Source organism: Niallia sp. FSL W8-0954, assembly GCF_038005605.1.
In the GTDB taxonomy this organism is placed as follows: Bacteria; Bacillota; Bacilli; order Bacillales; family Cytobacillaceae; genus Niallia; species Niallia circulans_A.
Map to the genome: position 1 here is coordinate 82,383 of NZ_JBBOTN010000001.1, position 17,618 is coordinate 100,000.

The 17,618-nt window shown below is 36.8% G+C and carries 18 protein-coding genes and 1 rRNA gene (1 of these 19 only partly in view); all 19 read left to right on the top strand.

Annotated elements, in window-relative coordinates:
• Positions 1-58: 58 nt before the first annotated feature.
• Complete coding sequence (locus tag NX902_RS00420; protein WP_095333947.1) at positions 59-793, top strand: vWA domain-containing protein; 735 nt, start codon at positions 59-61, stop codon at positions 791-793.
• Entirely contained in the window at positions 762-1,769 is a 1,008-nt protein-coding gene (locus tag NX902_RS00425; RefSeq protein ID WP_171509175.1) for a protein kinase domain-containing protein, read from the top strand. The genes NX902_RS00420 and NX902_RS00425 overlap by 32 nt, the downstream gene beginning before the upstream one ends.
• A 150-nt stretch (positions 1,770-1,919) precedes the next feature.
• Entirely contained in the window at positions 1,920-3,305 is a 1,386-nt protein-coding gene (gene tilS / locus NX902_RS00430) for a tRNA lysidine(34) synthetase TilS (protein WP_123258669.1), read from the top strand.
• Between the two features lie 22 nt (positions 3,306-3,327).
• A complete protein-coding gene (gene hpt, locus NX902_RS00435) occupies positions 3,328-3,876 on the top strand; it encodes a hypoxanthine phosphoribosyltransferase (RefSeq protein ID WP_047944392.1) in 549 nt (182 codons plus the stop codon).
• Between the two features lie 107 nt (positions 3,877-3,983).
• Positions 3,984-5,891 (top strand): ATP-dependent zinc metalloprotease FtsH, encoded by a 1,908-nt coding sequence (gene ftsH / locus NX902_RS00440; RefSeq protein WP_047944393.1) that lies wholly within the window; start codon positions 3,984-3,986, stop codon positions 5,889-5,891.
• A 219-nt stretch (positions 5,892-6,110) separates the two neighbouring features.
• Positions 6,111-6,887 (top strand): type III pantothenate kinase, encoded by a 777-nt coding sequence (locus NX902_RS00445; RefSeq protein WP_163187701.1) that lies wholly within the window; start codon positions 6,111-6,113, stop codon positions 6,885-6,887.
• Positions 6,888-6,947: 60 nt separating this feature from the next.
• Positions 6,948-7,826, top strand: a complete 879-nt coding sequence (gene hslO / locus NX902_RS00450; protein WP_095333941.1) for an Hsp33 family molecular chaperone HslO — start codon at positions 6,948-6,950, stop codon at positions 7,824-7,826.
• Positions 7,827-8,122: 296 nt separating this feature from the next.
• The gene (gene cysK / locus NX902_RS00455) at positions 8,123-9,055 is read left to right on the top strand and encodes a cysteine synthase A (protein WP_095333939.1); all 933 of its coding nucleotides are present in this window, start codon (positions 8,123-8,125) and stop codon (positions 9,053-9,055) included.
• 166 nt (positions 9,056-9,221) lie between these two features.
• Positions 9,222-10,634, top strand: a complete 1,413-nt coding sequence (locus NX902_RS00460; RefSeq protein WP_095333937.1) for an anthranilate synthase component I family protein — start codon at positions 9,222-9,224, stop codon at positions 10,632-10,634.
• Positions 10,631-11,212 carry an aminodeoxychorismate/anthranilate synthase component II gene (pabA, locus tag NX902_RS00465; RefSeq protein WP_095333935.1) on the top strand — a complete coding sequence of 194 codons (582 nt, stop codon included), beginning with the start codon at positions 10,631-10,633 and terminating at the stop codon, positions 11,210-11,212. Before NX902_RS00460 ends, pabA begins: the two co-directional genes overlap by 4 nt.
• A gap of 3 nt (positions 11,213-11,215) precedes the next feature.
• Complete coding sequence (pabC, locus tag NX902_RS00470) at positions 11,216-12,091, top strand: aminodeoxychorismate lyase (protein WP_095333933.1); 876 nt, start codon at positions 11,216-11,218, stop codon at positions 12,089-12,091.
• The gene (gene folP, locus NX902_RS00475; RefSeq protein WP_095333931.1) at positions 12,085-12,918 is read left to right on the top strand and encodes a dihydropteroate synthase; all 834 of its coding nucleotides are present in this window, start codon (positions 12,085-12,087) and stop codon (positions 12,916-12,918) included. Before pabC ends, folP begins: the two co-directional genes overlap by 7 nt.
• Positions 12,911-13,276, top strand: a complete 366-nt coding sequence (gene folB, locus NX902_RS00480) for a dihydroneopterin aldolase (protein ID WP_095333929.1) — start codon at positions 12,911-12,913, stop codon at positions 13,274-13,276. The genes folP and folB overlap by 8 nt, the downstream gene beginning before the upstream one ends.
• Positions 13,273-13,800 carry a 2-amino-4-hydroxy-6-hydroxymethyldihydropteridine diphosphokinase gene (gene folK, locus NX902_RS00485; RefSeq protein ID WP_095333927.1) on the top strand — a complete coding sequence of 176 codons (528 nt, stop codon included), beginning with the start codon at positions 13,273-13,275 and terminating at the stop codon, positions 13,798-13,800. The genes folB and folK overlap by 4 nt, the downstream gene beginning before the upstream one ends.
• The gene (locus NX902_RS00490) at positions 13,749-13,964 is read left to right on the top strand and encodes a helix-turn-helix domain-containing protein (RefSeq protein WP_095333925.1); all 216 of its coding nucleotides are present in this window, start codon (positions 13,749-13,751) and stop codon (positions 13,962-13,964) included. The genes folK and NX902_RS00490 overlap by 52 nt, the downstream gene beginning before the upstream one ends.
• 26 nt (positions 13,965-13,990) lie before the next feature.
• Positions 13,991-14,992 carry a tRNA dihydrouridine synthase DusB gene (gene dusB, locus NX902_RS00495; RefSeq protein ID WP_095333923.1) on the top strand — a complete coding sequence of 334 codons (1,002 nt, stop codon included), beginning with the start codon at positions 13,991-13,993 and terminating at the stop codon, positions 14,990-14,992.
• Positions 14,993-15,182: 190 nt separating this feature from the next.
• On the top strand, positions 15,183-16,673 hold the full coding sequence (gene lysS / locus NX902_RS00500) for a lysine--tRNA ligase (RefSeq protein WP_095333921.1): 1,491 nt from the start codon (positions 15,183-15,185) through the stop codon (positions 16,671-16,673).
• A 200-nt stretch (positions 16,674-16,873) separates the two neighbouring features.
• A complete protein-coding gene (locus NX902_RS00505; protein ID WP_164464006.1) occupies positions 16,874-17,032 on the top strand; it encodes a hypothetical protein in 159 nt (52 codons plus the stop codon).
• 93 nt (positions 17,033-17,125) lie between these two features.
• Positions 17,126-17,618: ribosomal RNA gene (locus NX902_RS00510) — 16S ribosomal RNA — on the top strand; it runs 1,055 nt beyond the window's last position.

Sequence of the window (17,618 nt, forward strand, 5' to 3'; positions counted from 1 at the left end):
AATACTTCTCTTTTCGTCGAGAATGGGACTAACTCATAAAGATGGAGGGGAGATATTTATGAAAACAGGTACGTTAAAGCAGGTTTTGCTTATCACAGATGGATGTTCTAATAAAGGAGAAGATCCTATCGCAATGGCAGCATTAGCAAATGAACAAGGAATTACGGTAAATGTTATTGGAGTCATGGAACAAGATACAATTGATGAGCAGGGAATGAAAGAAATTGAAGGCATTGCACTCTCTGGAGGCGGTGTTAGTCAAGTTGTGTATGCGCAGCAGTTAAGTCAGACTGTCCAAATGGTAACGAAAAAGGCGATGACCCAAACACTCCAAGGGGTAGTAAATAAAGAGCTTCAGCAAATACTAGGTTCCTCTAAAACAATGGAGGATCTTCCTCCAGAAAAAAGAGGAGAGGTAATGGAGGTTGTGGACGAACTGGGGGAAACAGTTGAACTGGAGGTGTTAGTATTACTAGATACAAGCGCCAGTATGAAGCATAAATTACCAACTGTAAAAGAAGCCTTACTTGACCTATCTTTAAGCTTGAATGCCCGATCTGGCGAGAATCGCTACTCTGTGTTTGTATTTCCCGGGAAAAAGAAAGATGTCGAAAAATTAATGGATTGGACACCTCGTCTAGAATCTCTAACAAGTATCTTTCCAAAGTTATCGACAGGAGGCATTACACCAACAGGTCCAGCTTTAAAAGAAGCCATTCGTTACTTTAAGCATAAGCGCTCATTAAGGAGCTTGATTTCAAGTGATGATGAATACATCGAAGAGTCAATTTAAAATAAATAGTGGAACAGTAATAAAAGGAAAGTGGCATAACAAGCAATATACAGTCTTAAAGGAACTTGGCTATGGAGCGAATGGTACAGTTTTTTTAGCAGATTCCAAAATAGGAAGAGTTGCTTTGAAATTAAGCAACAATAGTGTATCTATAACTTCTGAAGTAAATGTTTTGAAATCCTTCGCAAAGGTCCAAGGTTATAGCCTTGGACCTTCTTTAATAGATGTAGATGATTGGGTAACAAATAGAGGAACTACTTCTTTTTATGTAATGGAGTATATTAGTGGACCAGATTTACTAACCTTTATTCATAATAAGGAAGTATTATGGATTGATGTGCTAATGATCCAATTATTAAAGGATTTACAAAATCTTCATGAAAATAATTGGGTCTTTGGAGATTTAAAACCAGAAAACCTAATTATTACAGGGCCCCCAACGAAAATTAGATGCATTGATGTAGGGGGGACAACCATAAAAGGGAGAGCGATTAAAGAATTTACAGAGTTCTTTGATAGAGGATACTGGGGGTTAGGAACAAGAAAGGCAGAGCCAGGATATGATTTGTTTGCTGTTGCGATGATTATACTGAATCTTTATTATCCACAGCGTTTTAATAAAAAGGAGGGCGGAATCAAACAGCTGCATATGATGATTCGACAAAAGCAAGGATTAATGCGTTTTGAGGGGATTCTAGTAAATGCGTTAACAGGAAAATATCTATCGGCAAAAGAAATGCGATTAGATTATTTAAATTTAACAAGTGGAGAATCAAAAAAAACAAGTAGAAGCACAATAACAGCTGGAACGAATAGAAGTAAAGCTCGCCAAGCGAACAGTCAACCTGCTCCTTCTGCTCAGACAAGAAGTAAATTGGTTAAAAAGAAGAAAAAGGCAGGATGGGCTGAATCTATAGTCATCATTATCCTTATCTCTATTTGTTATATTTTGTATATATATGGTCAATTAACTTGAAAAGAGGATTTTTAGAAATTTTTAGAGAATAGTCTTTGGTATCACTTTTAAAAAAGTGATATCCTAGACTATAGTAACTACAACCTCTGATGAAAAAGTAATAACATCAGGGCTGGTAGAATAGTGATAGTGATAAGGAAGTAATCAAAAATGTTTGAGGATCAAATTTTAAATTACCTGCAAGGAAAAAATATGAACCTAGAAGGTAAGAAAATCTTGGTTGGAGTTTCTGGAGGACCAGATTCTTTAGCACTCCTTCATTTTTTATGGACAAAACAAGAAGAATGGAAAATCAAGGTTTTTGCTGGACATGTGGATCATATGTTTAGAGGGGGGGAGTCGCTCGAGGAGGCTGAGTTTGTAAAATCGTTCTGTGAAGAAAGAAATATTCCTTTTTCTTGGGAGCGAATAGATTTACCAGCATTTATCCAAAAAACAGGAATGAATTCACAAAAGGCAGCAAGAGAATGCAGGTATTCCTTCTATGAAAAAGTAATGGAGAAGCACAACTTAGATTACTTAGCATTAGGTCATCATGGAGATGATCAAATAGAAACCATCTTGATGCGATTAACGAGAGGAAGTTTAGGTAAATCAAGGGCTGGAATTCCTTTTATGCGTCCATTTGGTACAGGAAAAATTATTCGTCCCTTTTTATGTTTAGAAAGGGAAGACATTGAGGAATATTGTAAAGTACATAATCTTAATCCAAGAAGAGATCCAAGCAATGAAAAAGATACCTATAGCCGCAATAGATACAGAAAACAAGTTGTGCCCTTTTTAAAAAAAGAAAACATTCATGCGGCAAAGCATTTTCAACGGTTTAGTGAAGAATTAACAGATGATGAAACCTATTTAATGAAGCAGGCTGAAGAAAAGCTTTCTGAGGTATTGGTTGAAAAAAAGGCTGCGGAAGTAGTAGTTGATATTAATCGTTTTCTTTTAATAGCTATTCCTTTACAAAGAAGATGTATTCAACTAATATTAAATTATCTCTATGACGAGATACCTATTTCATTATCCGCATTACATACTGAGCAAATGATGATATTACTTAAGAGTCCTCATTCTTCTGGAAATATTGATCTCCCGAATGGTTTGAAAGTGAAAAAGTCGTATCATTTTCTTCATTTTCAACTTAATTTATCTCCAGCACAATCCTTTTATTATGAATTATCAAAAATGGGAGAGTTATTATTACCAAATGGGTACAATATTAAGGTAGAATATATAAACGGTGAAACGATTACTAATGACCATTGTATTCTTTTGGATGCAACTTCTATTTCTTTTCCTCTTATTATCCGTACTAGAAGAGATGGTGATAGAATTCATTTAAAAGGAATGGATGGAAGGAAAAAAGTGAACCGTATTTTTATCGATGAAAAGATTCCAATCCATAAGAGAGATCATTGGCCAATCGTTACGGATAGCAAAGGTGAAATTCTTTGGATACCAGGACTAAAAAAATCGATATATTCTCATAGTAATACGAATAGTGGTAGTAATCTATTAATAACATATAAAAAGCAATGATCTTCTAGGGGGCACACAAGAAATGAAACACGATATTGAAAAAATATTGATATCTGAAGAGGAAATACAAGGTAAAATCAAAGATTTGGCATTTCAGCTTACAGAGGAATATCAAGATAAATTTCCTTTGGCAATTGGAGTATTAAAAGGTGCTATGCCCTTTATGGCAGATCTTTTAAAACGCGTGGATACATACCTTGAAATGGATTTTATGGATGTGTCAAGCTACGGTAATTCTACTGTATCTTCTGGAGAAGTAAAAATCTTAAAAGATTTGGATACTTCTGTGGAAGGAAGAGACATACTAATTATCGAGGACATTATTGATAGTGGATTAACTTTAAGCTATCTTGTAGAGTTGTTCCGTTATCGTAAAGCAAAATCAATCAAAATTGTGACACTTCTTGATAAACCAACTGGTAGAAAGACAGATCTTAAAGCAGATTATGTAGGATTTATCGTACCAGACGCTTTTGTTGTTGGTTATGGATTAGACTACGCGGAAAGGTATCGAAATCTACCATATATTGGTGTTTTAAAACCGGAAGTTTATACTAGTGACAGTGAATAAGTACATGAAAAGAGGAATTCTAGCCCGAAGAGGGTAATTCCTTGAATTTACTTAATTTTCTATGTTACTATACTCTATAGTTTGTTTACCGTGGGAGGAGGTAAGGGATGAACCGTATTTTTCGTAATACCATTTTTTATTTATTAATATTTTTAGTAATTATCGGTGTGGTTAGTTTTTTCAATGGAAATAATCAGCCTACCAAGCAATTAACATATACTGAATTAATAAATCACCTTGATGCTGGTGATGTTGCCGAAATAACGCAGCAGCCTGAAAGAGGTGTCCTTGAAATACGCGGGAAATTAAAGGGCTATAAAGAAAATGAAACATTTGTTTCCTATGTAACTAATAATGAAACAAATGCTCAAGTGATCTTAAAGGCTGCTACAGAAGGTTCCAAAATCGATGTCAAGCCTGCACAAGAAACAAGTGGATGGATCACATTCTTTACTTCAATTATTCCGTTTGTGATTATTTTTATCTTATTTTTCTTCTTGTTAAATCAAGCCCAAGGTGGCGGCGGCGGCCGTGTAATGAACTTTGGTAAGAGTAAAGCAAAACTATACAACGAAGAAAAGAAAAAGGTTCGCTTTAATGATGTAGCGGGCGCAGATGAAGAAAAGCAAGAGCTAGTAGAAGTAGTGGAATTCTTAAAAGATCCCCGAAAGTTTGCTGAGCTAGGTGCTAGAATACCAAAAGGTGTCCTTCTTAATGGACCTCCAGGAACAGGTAAAACATTACTTGCTAGAGCTGTTGCAGGAGAAGCTGGTGTACCTTTCTTCTCTATCAGTGGTTCTGACTTCGTGGAAATGTTTGTTGGGGTAGGGGCTTCTAGGGTTCGTGATTTATTTGAAAATGCGAAGAAAAATGCTCCTTGTATTATCTTTATTGATGAAATCGATGCTGTTGGTCGTCAACGTGGCGCTGGTTTAGGTGGAGGACACGATGAACGTGAACAAACGTTAAACCAACTATTAGTTGAAATGGATGGATTCGGTGCAAATGAAGGGATTATTATCATTGCTGCTACAAACCGTCCTGATATTCTTGACCCTGCATTATTACGTCCAGGTCGTTTTGACCGACAAATTACGGTAGATAGACCAGATGTTAATGGTCGTGAGGCGGTATTACGTGTACATGCTCGTAATAAGCCTTTAGATGAGTCTGTTAATTTAAAAAGCATCGCTCAACGTACTCCGGGATTCTCTGGTGCGGATTTAGAAAACCTTCTAAACGAGGCTGCACTTGTTGCAGCGAGAGCGGATAAAAAGAAAATCGACATGGAAGACATGGATGAAGCGACAGATCGTGTTATTGCTGGACCTTCCAAGAAAAGTCGTGTTATTTCCAAAAAAGAAAGAAACATTGTTTCTTACCATGAAGCTGGACATACGATTATTGGTGTTGTATTAGATGAGGCGGATATGGTTCATAAAGTAACAATCGTACCTAGAGGTCAAGCTGGTGGATATGCAGTTATGCTTCCTAAGGAAGATCGTTTCTTAATGACGAAACAAGAGCTTCTTGATAAGATTACTGGATTACTTGGCGGTCGTGTTGCAGAGGATATCGTATTTGGGGAAGTAAGTACTGGAGCCCATAATGATTTCCAAAGAGCTACAGGTATTGCCCGTAAAATGGTAACAGAATACGGAATGAGTGATAAACTTGGACCATTACAATTTGGTCAAGCGCAAAGTCAAGTATTCCTTGGTCGTGACTTAAATAATGAACAAAATTATTCAGATGCAATTGCATATGACATTGATTTAGAAATTCAACGAATTATAAAGGAATGTTATGAAAGAGCAAAACAAATTCTTACAGAAAACCGTGAGAAGTTGAACTTAATCGCTGAAACACTTCTTGAAATTGAAACGTTGGATGCAGAACAAATCAATAGTTTATACAAAGATGGTGTCTTGCCTGACCGTACAAAGAAGGCTGATACTACTTTAGGCACAGAAGATCTAAAAGTAAATATTAACAAAAAAGATGATAACGAGTAATCGTTGAAAAAAGATGCGCTTTCAAGCGTGTCTTTTTTTGTTAGAGAACCTTTACAACCACATCTTTTGGAAACAGCCATTGCTTTAGGCTTTGTCTCTTTCTTGTTGTATGTTATGATATTTCCAGTATTGGATAGACTCTAGATATAGCTTTCCTAAGTATATAAAGCGATACAAGATATGACGGGAAAATGAAATTAATAAAAAGTGGTGACTATAATGATTTTTGTCTTTGATATTGGAAATACAAATATAGTATTAGGTGTTTATGATAAAGAAGAATTAAGACATCATTGGAGAATTGAAACAAATCGTTATAAAACGGAAGATGAATATGGTATGATCATTAAATCCCTATTTGATCATGTTGATTTAACGTTTTCAGATATTGATGGAATAATTATTTCTTCTGTTGTTCCTCCAATTATGTTTTCTTTAGAAAGAATGTGTCAAAAGTATTTTCACTTAAAACCGTTAGTTGTTGGTCCAGGAACAAAAACGGGACTAAACATAAAATATGATAATCCTAAGGAAGTCGGAGCTGATCGAATTGTTAATGCAGTTGCGGCTATTCACGAATATGGAAGTCCATTGATTATTGTTGATTTCGGAACTGCTACAACATTTTGTTATATAAATGAGCAAAAGCAATACATGGGTGGAGCGATAGCGCCTGGTATTAACATTGCGACAGAGGCATTGTATTCAAAAGCAGCTAAATTACCGCGTATTGAAATTGCAAGGCCAGAAGGAGTAATTGGTAAAAATACTGTATCAGCTATGCAGTCAGGAATTCTTTTTGGGTATGTCGGCCAGGTAGAAGGCATTGTGAAAAGGATGAAGGCAGAAAGCAATGTACAGCCAAAGGTTATTGCTACAGGTGGATTAGCGAATCTTATTGCAAAAGAGTCAAATATTATTGATGAAATAGATCCGTTTCTTACTTTAAAGGGATTACAGCTTATTTATAAGAAGAATAAGGATACACTAAAATAAAATATGTTTAAACGGAACTTTCATTCCGTTCATTAACTGATAGAAGATAAGGAGTAAACAATGAGCGATTATTTAGTAAAAGCATTAGCGTTTGATGGTGAAGTTCGTGCATATGCAGTAAGAAGTACAGAAACAGTAGGAGAAGGACAAAGAAGACATCATACTTGGCCAACAGCATCCGCTGCTTTAGGGAGATCATTAACAGCTACAGCAATGTTAGGAGCAATGCTAAAGGGTGATCAAAAGCTAACAGTGAAAATCGATGGCGGCGGTCCGATTGGTCTTATTCTAGTAGATGGGAATGCGAAAGGGGAAGTCCGCGGTTACGTTACTAACCCACAAGTACATTTCGATTTAAATGAACATGGAAAATTAGATGTTAGAAGAGCTGTTGGAACGGAGGGCACGCTATCGGTTGTAAAAGATATTGGAATGCGTGATTACTTCACTGGGCAGGTGCCAATTGTTTCTGGAGAGCTTGGAGAAGATTTTACTTATTACCTGTTTAATTCAGAACAGGTGCCTTCCTCTGTTGGCGTGGGTGTTTTAGTAAACCCAGATAACAGCATTTTAGCAGCTGGAGGCTTCATTATTCAATTAATGCCCGGAGCGAAGGATGAAACAATTACAAAGATTGAACAAAGATTAAGTGAAATTCCGCCTATTTCGAAATTAATTGAAAAAGGTTTAACGCCAGAAGAGCTTTTGGAAGAAATTTGTGGAAAAGATAATGTGAAGGTAATTGAGAATATGCCAATTTCCTTTACTTGCACATGTTCGAAAGAAAGATTTTCAAATGCAATTATTAGTTTAGGTCAAGCAGAAATTGAAGATATTATCAACACAGACGGTCAGGCAGAGGCGGAATGCCATTTTTGTAATGAGAAATATCTGTTTACAAAGGATGAGCTAGAAACATTATTAAAAGAAGCAAAATAGTTATAAGACACCTGCAGAATTGGGACTTACTATCCCTTGCAGGTTTTTTTTATGTAGAATAGCTGAATAAGGAGTTTCTTTTTTTAGAATAAAGTGGAGATTAAGTGGTTTGGCTGATATGTCCTTGTGTTTATCCTCTTTGTCCCTGTTTAAGTATAAACTGCGATAGAAAGCAACTAAAGATTAATTTTTCGGAAAATACAAACATATCAATTGACAAACAAAAGGGTTATTTGGTAAATTAATATTATAAAACCAATTAAAATACTCGGAATAAAGATAAGGGGAGATAGAACATGTCAAGAATAGCAAATTCTGTAGTAGATCTTATCGGTGGCACACCCATTGTAAAATTAAATCGTTTAGTGGATGATTCAAGTGCAGATGTTTATTTAAAGTTAGAATACATGAATCCAGGAAGCAGTGTAAAAGATCGTATTGCGCTTGCGATGATTGAAGCTGCTGAAAAAAGCGGAGACTTAAAACCAGGCAGTACGATTATTGAACCAACAAGTGGAAATACTGGTATTGGCCTTGCAATGGTTGCTGCTGCAAAAGGTTATCGTGCGATTTTGGTTATGCCTGAAACGATGAGTATGGAACGTCGTCGACTTTTGAAAGCTTACGGTGCTGAATTAGTATTAACCCCTGGACCAGAGGGGATGGGTGGAGCTATTCGCAAAGCAGAAGAATTGGCAAAAGAGAATGGTTACTTTATTCCACAGCAATTTAAAAATATTTCAAATCCTGAAGTACATAGATTAACGACAGGGCCAGAAATTGTGGAGGCTTTTGGCGAGGGAGGTTTAGATGCATTTATTGCTGGTATCGGTACAGGTGGAACTATTACTGGTGCTGGGGAAGTGCTTAAAGAAAAATACAGCAATATCAAAATATATGCAGTAGAGCCTGCTGATTCTCCTGTACTGTCAGGTGGAAAACCAGGACCACATAAAATCCAAGGTATCGGTGCTGGATTTGTTCCGGAAATTTTAAATAGTGAAGTTTATGACGGTATTATTAAGGTTACAAATGAAGACGCTTTTGAATATGCTCGTCGTGCAGGGAAAGAAGAAGGCGTATTAGGTGGAATTTCTTCTGGTGCGGCTATTTACGCAGCATTACAAGTTGCAAAAGAGCTAGGAAAAGGTAAAAAAGTACTTGCAATTATCCCAAGTAATGGAGAACGTTACCTAAGCACACCTCTTTATCAATTTGATGAAGAATAAGCATAAAAATCAGCCTTGGAAATAGGCCTCCTTTGAAAAGGGGGCTTTTTGTTTTAGATTAAAAAACTCTTGTTATGCAGCTATCTGCCGAATAGGTGATTTTTTTGTTTTCTCTCTGTACATCTTGTATGATGAGAACAGATAAAATATAAGGAGCGAAGTCTGTTTGAAAAATTACAAAGTATATAGTAAGACTATTCCTCTTTCATATGACCAGTTTTTTAGGCGCTTTTTAACCATTGCTGAAGATAAGTCCCATTATGTTCTGTTAGAAAGTGGACGTGGTGGCAGATATAGTATTGGCGGAGTTTCACCTATAGTGAAAATGATAGGCCGAAGTAATGGTTTAGAAGTGATAGACGGAAAAGGAACTGTACGAATCGAAGGAAATCCCCTCCATTCTATAAAAGAAGTGATGAATAAGTATGTTGTAGAGACTAATCCAGATCTGCCAGATTTCCAAGGAGGAGCGATAGGATTTATTAGTTATGATTATATCCGTTATATTGAAAAAATCCCCAATCTGACGACAGATGATATGGAAATACCGGATGTGTTCTTTTTGTTATTCGAGGAATGGTTTACTTATGATCATAAAGAAAATAAATTATGGATATCAGCCTTATACGAAGAAAATCAGTTAGTGATGATTCAAGATAAAGTAGAAACCTATGCGCAAGGCTGGATGGATGAGGAGAAGGAAGAGACAGTTCAAAGCCATACAGAGAAATCGGTAGGATTAAAAGTATCGATGGCGGACAATGAATTTCAACAATCTGTCCGCAAGATTCAGAACTATATTTCTGAAGGAGATGTGTTTCAGGTTAACTTGTCTGTTCGGCAGGCTAAACCACTGCATGTGTCTGCGCTTGAAGTGTACCGGCAGCTAAGAGTTTTAAATCCTTCTCCTTATATGGGGTATTTTCATACACCTGAATTTCAGCTAGTTAGTGGATCACCAGAACTCCTAGTTAAAAAGAAAGGAAAGGAAGTAAGCACAAGACCTATAGCAGGAACAAGGTCCCGTGGGAGAGATGAAGCAGAGGATGTCGAGCTTGCTCGTGAATTAATCGAGAGTGAAAAGGAAAGAGCAGAGCATGTAATGCTAGTAGACCTTGAAAGAAATGATTTAGGAAGAGTATGTACATACGGAAGTGTTCAAGTAGACGAATTTATGGTAATAGAAAAGTATTCTCATGTTATGCATATTGTGAGCAATGTAAAAGGGCAGCTTGCGGACAATAAAGATGAGTATGATCTTATTAATAGTATGTTTCCTGGTGGAACCATTACGGGTGCGCCAAAGATAAGAACAATGGAAATTATTGAGGAACTAGAACCAGTGCGACGAGGCCCATATACCGGTTCATTAGGATGGATTGGTTTTAACCATGATATAGAATTGAATATTATGATCAGAACTATGTTGGTGAAGGAAAACCAAGCATATGTACAAGCAGGTGCGGGAATTGTAATTGATTCTATTCCTGCAAATGAATATAAAGAATCGATGAAAAAGGCCAGAGCGTTGTGGAATGCGAAAGAATTAGCAGAAGAGAAATTAGGTGATGGCAATTGATTTATATGATTGATAATTATGATTCCTTCACCTATAATCTAGTTCAATACTTAGGTTCATTAGGGCAGGAACTGCAAGTGAAAAGAAATGATGAGACTTCTATCGAGGAGATCAGAGGGGAAAAGCCGATGTACTTAATGGTTTCTCCTGGACCATGTACGCCTAATGATGCAGGTATTAGTTTGGAAGCGATTCGTACCTTTGCTGGTGAAATACCGATTTTTGGTGTGTGTCTTGGTCATCAAGCAATTGGGCAGGTTTTTGGAGGAGAGGTTGTGAAAGCTGCCAATTTAATGCATGGAAAGACATCCCTTATTTATCATGATAATCAAACCATTTTTCAGGGTTTACCTAATCCCTTCCCAGCTACGCGCTATCATTCACTGATTGTTAAAAAGGAATCATTGCCAAAGTGTTTAGAGATCTCTGCTTGGACGAAAGAAGGAGAGGTTATGGGGCTTAGACATAAAGAGCTTCCTGTCGAAGGAGTTCAGTTTCATCCAGAATCTATCATGACTAAGGCGGGAATGGAAATCTTACATAATTTTATCCAATTTTATCAAAAAGGAACTAAGTAGAAGATGTATATATATTTAAATGGACAAATAATTCGTCAGGAAGAAGCGGTTATCTCTGTTTTTGACCATGGATTTATGTATGGCTTAGGCTTATTTGAAACATTGCGTATTTATGATGGACATCCTTTCTTATTAGATGATCATCTTAAACGATTAAATGATGGGTTATCGGAGTTGAATATAGAAAAATCTTTTGAGCGAGAAGATGCAGTATCCGTTATAAAAACATTACTCAGTAAAAATAACATAGAAAATGCCTATATTCGCTGGAATGTTTCAGCAGGAATTGGCATGATCGGACTGCAAACAGAGACGTATACACAACCAAATACGATTGTGTATATAAAACCTCTTCCAAAGGTAGTTGATATGGTTGAAAAAACAGGGCAAATAGTTACAGTTCCAAGGAATACACCAGAGGGATTCTTTCGCTTAAAATCCCATCATTATTTAAATAATATTCTTGCCAAGCGAGAGATTGGGCCAGAGCAGACTATGGAAGGAATCTTTTTGACGAAGGAAGGATATTTAGCAGAAGGTATTACCTCTAATATTTTCTGGGTTGTAGATGGAGAGCTCTATACTCCTAGCTTGCAGACAGGAATATTAAATGGCATCACAAGGCAATTTATTGTAAAACTTGCACAGGATCATGGGGTGGCTGTGAAAGAAGGCATTTTTTCACTAAATATTCTTGCACGTGCCAAAGAGGTATTTGCAACCAATTCCATTCAGGAAATTATCCCGATTAAAAGAATCGATAAGTATGAATATAAGGGAAAAGAGGGTCCTGTTGTTACAATGCTATATAAAGAATATAGAAAACATACTAGTCAATTATGGTCCGTAAAAGAGTTGGAGGGAATAAAGGAATGGTAAATAAAATTGTTTGTGGCCCATATACGTTAAACTATGAACAAAAAACAATCATCATGGGAATTTTAAATGTGAATCCTGATTCTTTTTCTGATGGAGGAAAATATAACAAAATGGATAGAGCTGTTAAGCGTGCGGTCCAGATGGTGGAGGATGGAGCAGATATTATTGATATAGGCGGGGAATCCACCAGACCAGGTTATACAGAAATATCAGTTGAGGAAGAATTAGAACGAGTTATTCCGATTATTGAACGATTAGCTAACGAAGTGAATGTTCCTTTATCGATTGATACATATAAAGGAGAAGTGGCGAGACAATCTTTACAGGCGGGTGCTCATATTATCAATGATATATGGGGAGCAAAAAGAGACCCTAATATGGCTGAGGTTGCAGCCGAGTTTCAAGCTCCTATTATTTTGATGCATAATAGAGATAATCTAAGTTATACTTCTTTTTTGGAAGATGTAGTGTCTGATTTGCGGGAAAGTATTGATATGGTAAAAAGAGCAGGAGTTTCTACCGAGAAAATCATTCTTGATCCAGGTATTGGATTTGCGAAAGATTTAAAGGGGAATTTGGACATGATGCGAGGATTAGATAAGCTTGTTGAAATGGGCTATCCTGTCTTGTTGGGAACCTCGAGGAAATCATTGATTGGCAATGTATTAAATTTACCTGTTAGCGAACGATTAGAAGGAACAGGTGCAACAATATGCTATGGCATTCAAAAAGGATGTCAGTTAATTCGTGTTCATGATGTGAAAGAAATGACAAGAATGGCACGTATGATGGATGCTTTAATGGGAAAGGGCGAATACAGTGGATAAAATAATATTAAACCAAATGGAATTCTATGGTTACCATGGTGTGTTTAAAGAAGAGACTAAGTTAGGTCAGCGTTTTATAGTGGATTTACAAGTAGATGTAGATTTAGCGAAAGCGGGAGCAACAGATGACTTACAGTATTCGGTTAATTATGGCCAGCTATTCTTAGATGTAAAGGAGATTGTGGAGGGGGAGCCATATAAATTGATTGAAGCAGTAGCAGAGAATATTGCAAAGAAACTATTGGAATCTTACTCTCTTATTGAAGGTTTAACTGTTCGGATCATTAAGCCAGATCCCCCGATTCCGGGCCATTATAAATCAGTTGCGGTAGAAATCACAAGGAAGAGAAAAGAATGAATAAAGTTTATTTATCTTTAGGATCCAATATAGGAGATCGGTTAGAATATATACGTGAAGCTGTACAAATGCTACATAATCAGGAAGAGATAAAGGTGGTAAATATTTCATCTGTTTATGAGACGGATCCAGTAGGATATGAGGAGCAAGCACTATTTTTGAATATTGTCATACAGGTTGAAACTTCCTTAAATCCATTGTCTTTATTAGAACAATGCCAAAAGATTGAAAGTGAACTTGGAAGAAAAAGGATAATCAGATGGGGACCAAGAACAATAGACCTTGACATTTTATTGTATAATCAAGAAAATATAGTATCAGAGAAGCTAATTATTCCACATCCAAGAATAGAAGAAAGAGCATTTGTTTTAGTGCCGTTAATAGAAATTGCTCCAGACATAAAGTTACCAAATAAACCAATACTTTTAAAAGAAAGTTTGCAACTTTTGCGAGATAGAGAAGGAGTAAGGGTATGGAAACAACAGAAAAATGGGGAAGACGTATTCGCGCTTTTCGAAAGCTAAAAGGATATACACAGGAAGGTTTAGCAAAAGAGTTACTTGTTTCTGTTTCTATTTTAGGGGAGATTGAGCGAGGGAATCGGATGCCTTCAGAAGAAATGATCGATTCTATTGTAGGTGTGCTAAAGATAACGAGAGAAGAGTTAGATCCACATCAAAATAAATGAGCACGGTTCGTTAGGGAGGTAAAAGATTGTTTAAAATAGGAAATGTTGAAATTAGTAACCGTGTTGTACTTGCGCCAATGGCTGGTATTTCAAATTCTGCTTTTCGTCTAACAGTGAAGGAATTTGGAGCGGGTCTAGTTTGTGCGGAAATGATTAGTGATAAAGGGATTGTTTTGAAAAACAAGAAAACAATGAACATGCTCTATATTGATGAGCGTGAAAATCCAATGAGTTTACAGATTTTCGGCGGAGAAAAGGAAACGTTAGTAGAAGCGGCGCAATTTGTTGATCAGAATACCAATGCAGATATTATCGATATTAACATGGGATGTCCGGTACCTAAAATTACAAAATGTGATGCAGGAGCTAAGTGGTTGTTAGACCCGGATAAAATTTATGATATGGTCTCTGCTGTTGTAGACAATGTTCGTAAACCTGTAACGGTTAAAATGCGTATGGGCTGGGATGAAGACCATATATATGCAGTAAGAAATGCTCAAGCGGTTGAACGCGCAGGTGGAGCGGCAGTTGCCCTGCATGGCCGAACTCGTGTTCAGCTATATGAGGGAACTGCAAACTGGGATATTATTCGTGAAGTAAAACAAGCGATCAATATTCCTTTAATGGGGAATGGAGATGTAAATACACCCCAAGATGCGAAAAGAATGTTAGATGAAACTGGGTGTGATGGTGTTATGATTGGCAGAGCGGCGCTTGGAAATCCGTGGATGATTTATAGTACGGTTAAGTATTTAGAAACGGGTGAGTTAGTTAGTGACCCATCGGTTCGAGAAAAGATGGATGTATGCATATTGCACTTAGATCGGTTAATCCATTTAAAAGGGGAGTATGTAGCCGTTAGAGAAATGCGAAAACATGCTGCTTGGTATTTGAAAGGCATTAAAGGAAATGCAAAAACAAGAAGTGCTATTAATGAATGTGAGACTAGGGAACAATTAGTAACGATCTTGAATGCGTTGGTCTTGGAAGTAGAAGCAAGAGAACAATCTGGGATCGAAGTAGGTTAATTTTAAACGTAACTGTTTAAATTTCCTGTAATATGTGTAAAAATAAAGCTGTTGGACAAAAAATCTGACAGTTTTTTTTCTTTTTTAGTGTCTGTAATCGTGACATTGTGTAGAATAATAAAGTATGTATAAATTGAACGATTCCTTTTTTAGGTGATCATACATAAAAAGATGTTGGAGATGATTAAGCATGAGTCATGAAGAATTAAACTTAAATGACCAATTACTAGTTAGACGTAACAAAATGAATGAGTTGCGTGAACAAGGAATAGATCCGTTTGGTAAACGTTTTGATAGAACTCATTTATCTGAAGCTTTAAAAAAACAATATGAATCCCTAGAGAAAGAAGAACTAGAGGAAAAGAATATCTCTGTTTCTATTGCTGGAAGAGTAATGACAAAAAGAGGAAAAGGGAAAGCTGGATTTGCTCATATTCAAGATCTTGAAGGACAAATTCAACTGTATGTCCGTAAAGATAATGTAGGGGAAGAGCAATATGCAATTTTTAACTCTGTCGATTTAGGAGATATTGTTGGTGTTGAGGGTGTTTTATTTAAAACAAACGTAGGGGAGCTTTCGGTTAAAGTTCAAGATTTTACTTTACTTACAAAGGCTCTTCGTCCTTTACCTGATAAATTCCATGGTTTGAAAGATATTGAGCAACGTTATCGCCAACGTTACTTAGACTTAATTTCAAGTGAAGAAAGTAAGAATACCTTTATTCTGCGCAGTAAGATCATTCAATCTATGCGCCGTTATTTAGATAGCAATGGCTATTTAGAAGTAGAAACGCCAATGATGCATTCTATTGCAGGGGGAGCTTCTGCACGCCCGTTTATTACACATCATAACGCGTTAGACATGCCTTTATATATGCGTATCGCTATTGAGCTTCATTTAAAAAGATTGATAGTTGGTGGATTAGAAAAAGTATACGAAATTGGCCGCGTATTCCGTAATGAAGGAGTATCAACAAGGCATAATCCAGAATTTACGATGATCGAACTTTACGAAGCTTATGCTGATTATCGTGATATTATGAGTCTTACAGAAAACTTAGTTGCTCATATTGCACAAGAAATCCATGGTTCTACAACTGTGACATATGGAGACTACCAAGTTGATTTAAAACCAGAATGGACAAGACTTCATATGGTAGATGCAATTAAGGAATACACAGGAGTAGACTTCTGGCCAAAAATGACTGTAGAAGAGGCTAGAAGATTAGCGAAAGAAAATGATATTGAAATTAATGATAATATGACGTATGGCCATATTGTTAATGAGTTTTTTGAGCAAAGAGTAGAAGAAAAATTAATTCAACCTACTTTCATTTATGGTCATCCTTTAGAGATTTCGCCATTAGCGAAGAAAAATGAGGAAGATCCTCGTTTTACAGATCGTTTTGAACTATTCATAGTAGGAAGAGAGCACGCAAATGCCTTCACTGAATTAAATGATCCTATCGATCAACGTGAAAGATTTGAAGCACAATTAAAAGAGCGTGAACAAGGAAATGATGAAGCACACTTAATGGATGAGGATTTTGTAGAAGCATTAGAATATGGTATGCCTCCAACAGGTGGATTAGGTATTGGTATTGACCGACTAGTAATGCTGTTAACAAATTCTCCTTCCATTAGAGATGTATTATTATTCCCGTTAATGAGACATCGCTAAGTAGGATAAGACACCTTTTGAAGGTGTCTTATTTTTTATAATAGTAATGGTTGTTATAGAACTATATAGAAGAGGTAGTAAAGGGATAAGCATAATAGTATAAGGTTATCTGAAAAACCTATTTATCCCTTATTATATTATCTAAATAAAGAGAGAATACGCAGGTGAATAATAAGAATATTTTTTCTTTTAAAAAGTAGTTGCATAGAGAGTTAAACGGTGGTATATTAATATTCGTTGCTGAAATAAGTGACGATGAAACAAAAAAGAAATTCAAAAAAGTGTTGACATCGAAAACGACTTCTGGTAATATTAAAAAGTCGCCGATGACGACGATAAACTTGCTCTTTGAAAACTGAACAAACAAACGTCAACAATAATCGTTTTATAACTAGCGTTATAGAACAAAAAGTAACAAAAAGCTAGAGTTTAGCAATGAGCTAATCAACTCTTTATTGGAGAGTTTGATCCTGGCTCAGGACGAACGCTGGCGGCGTGCCTAATACATGCAAGTCGAGCGGACTTTAAAAGCTTGCTTTTAAAGTTAGCGGCGGACGGGTGAGTAACACGTGGGCAACCTGCCTGTAAGACTGGGATAACTTCGGGAAACCGGAGCTAATACCGGATAATCCTTTTCCTCTCATGAGGAAAAGCTGAAAGACGGTTTACGCTGTCACTTACAGATGGGCCCGCGGCGCATTAGCTAGTTGGTGAGGTAACGGCTCACCAAGGCGACGATGCGTAGCCGACCTGAGAGGGTGATCGGCCACACTGGGACTGAGACACGGCCCAGACTCCTACGGGAGGCAGCAGTAGGGAATCTTCCGCAATGGACGAAAGTCTGACGGAGCAACGCCGCGTGAGTGATGAAGGTTTTCGGATCGTAAAACTCTGTTGTTAGGGAAGAACAAGTACAAGAGTAACTGCTTGTACCTTGACGGTACC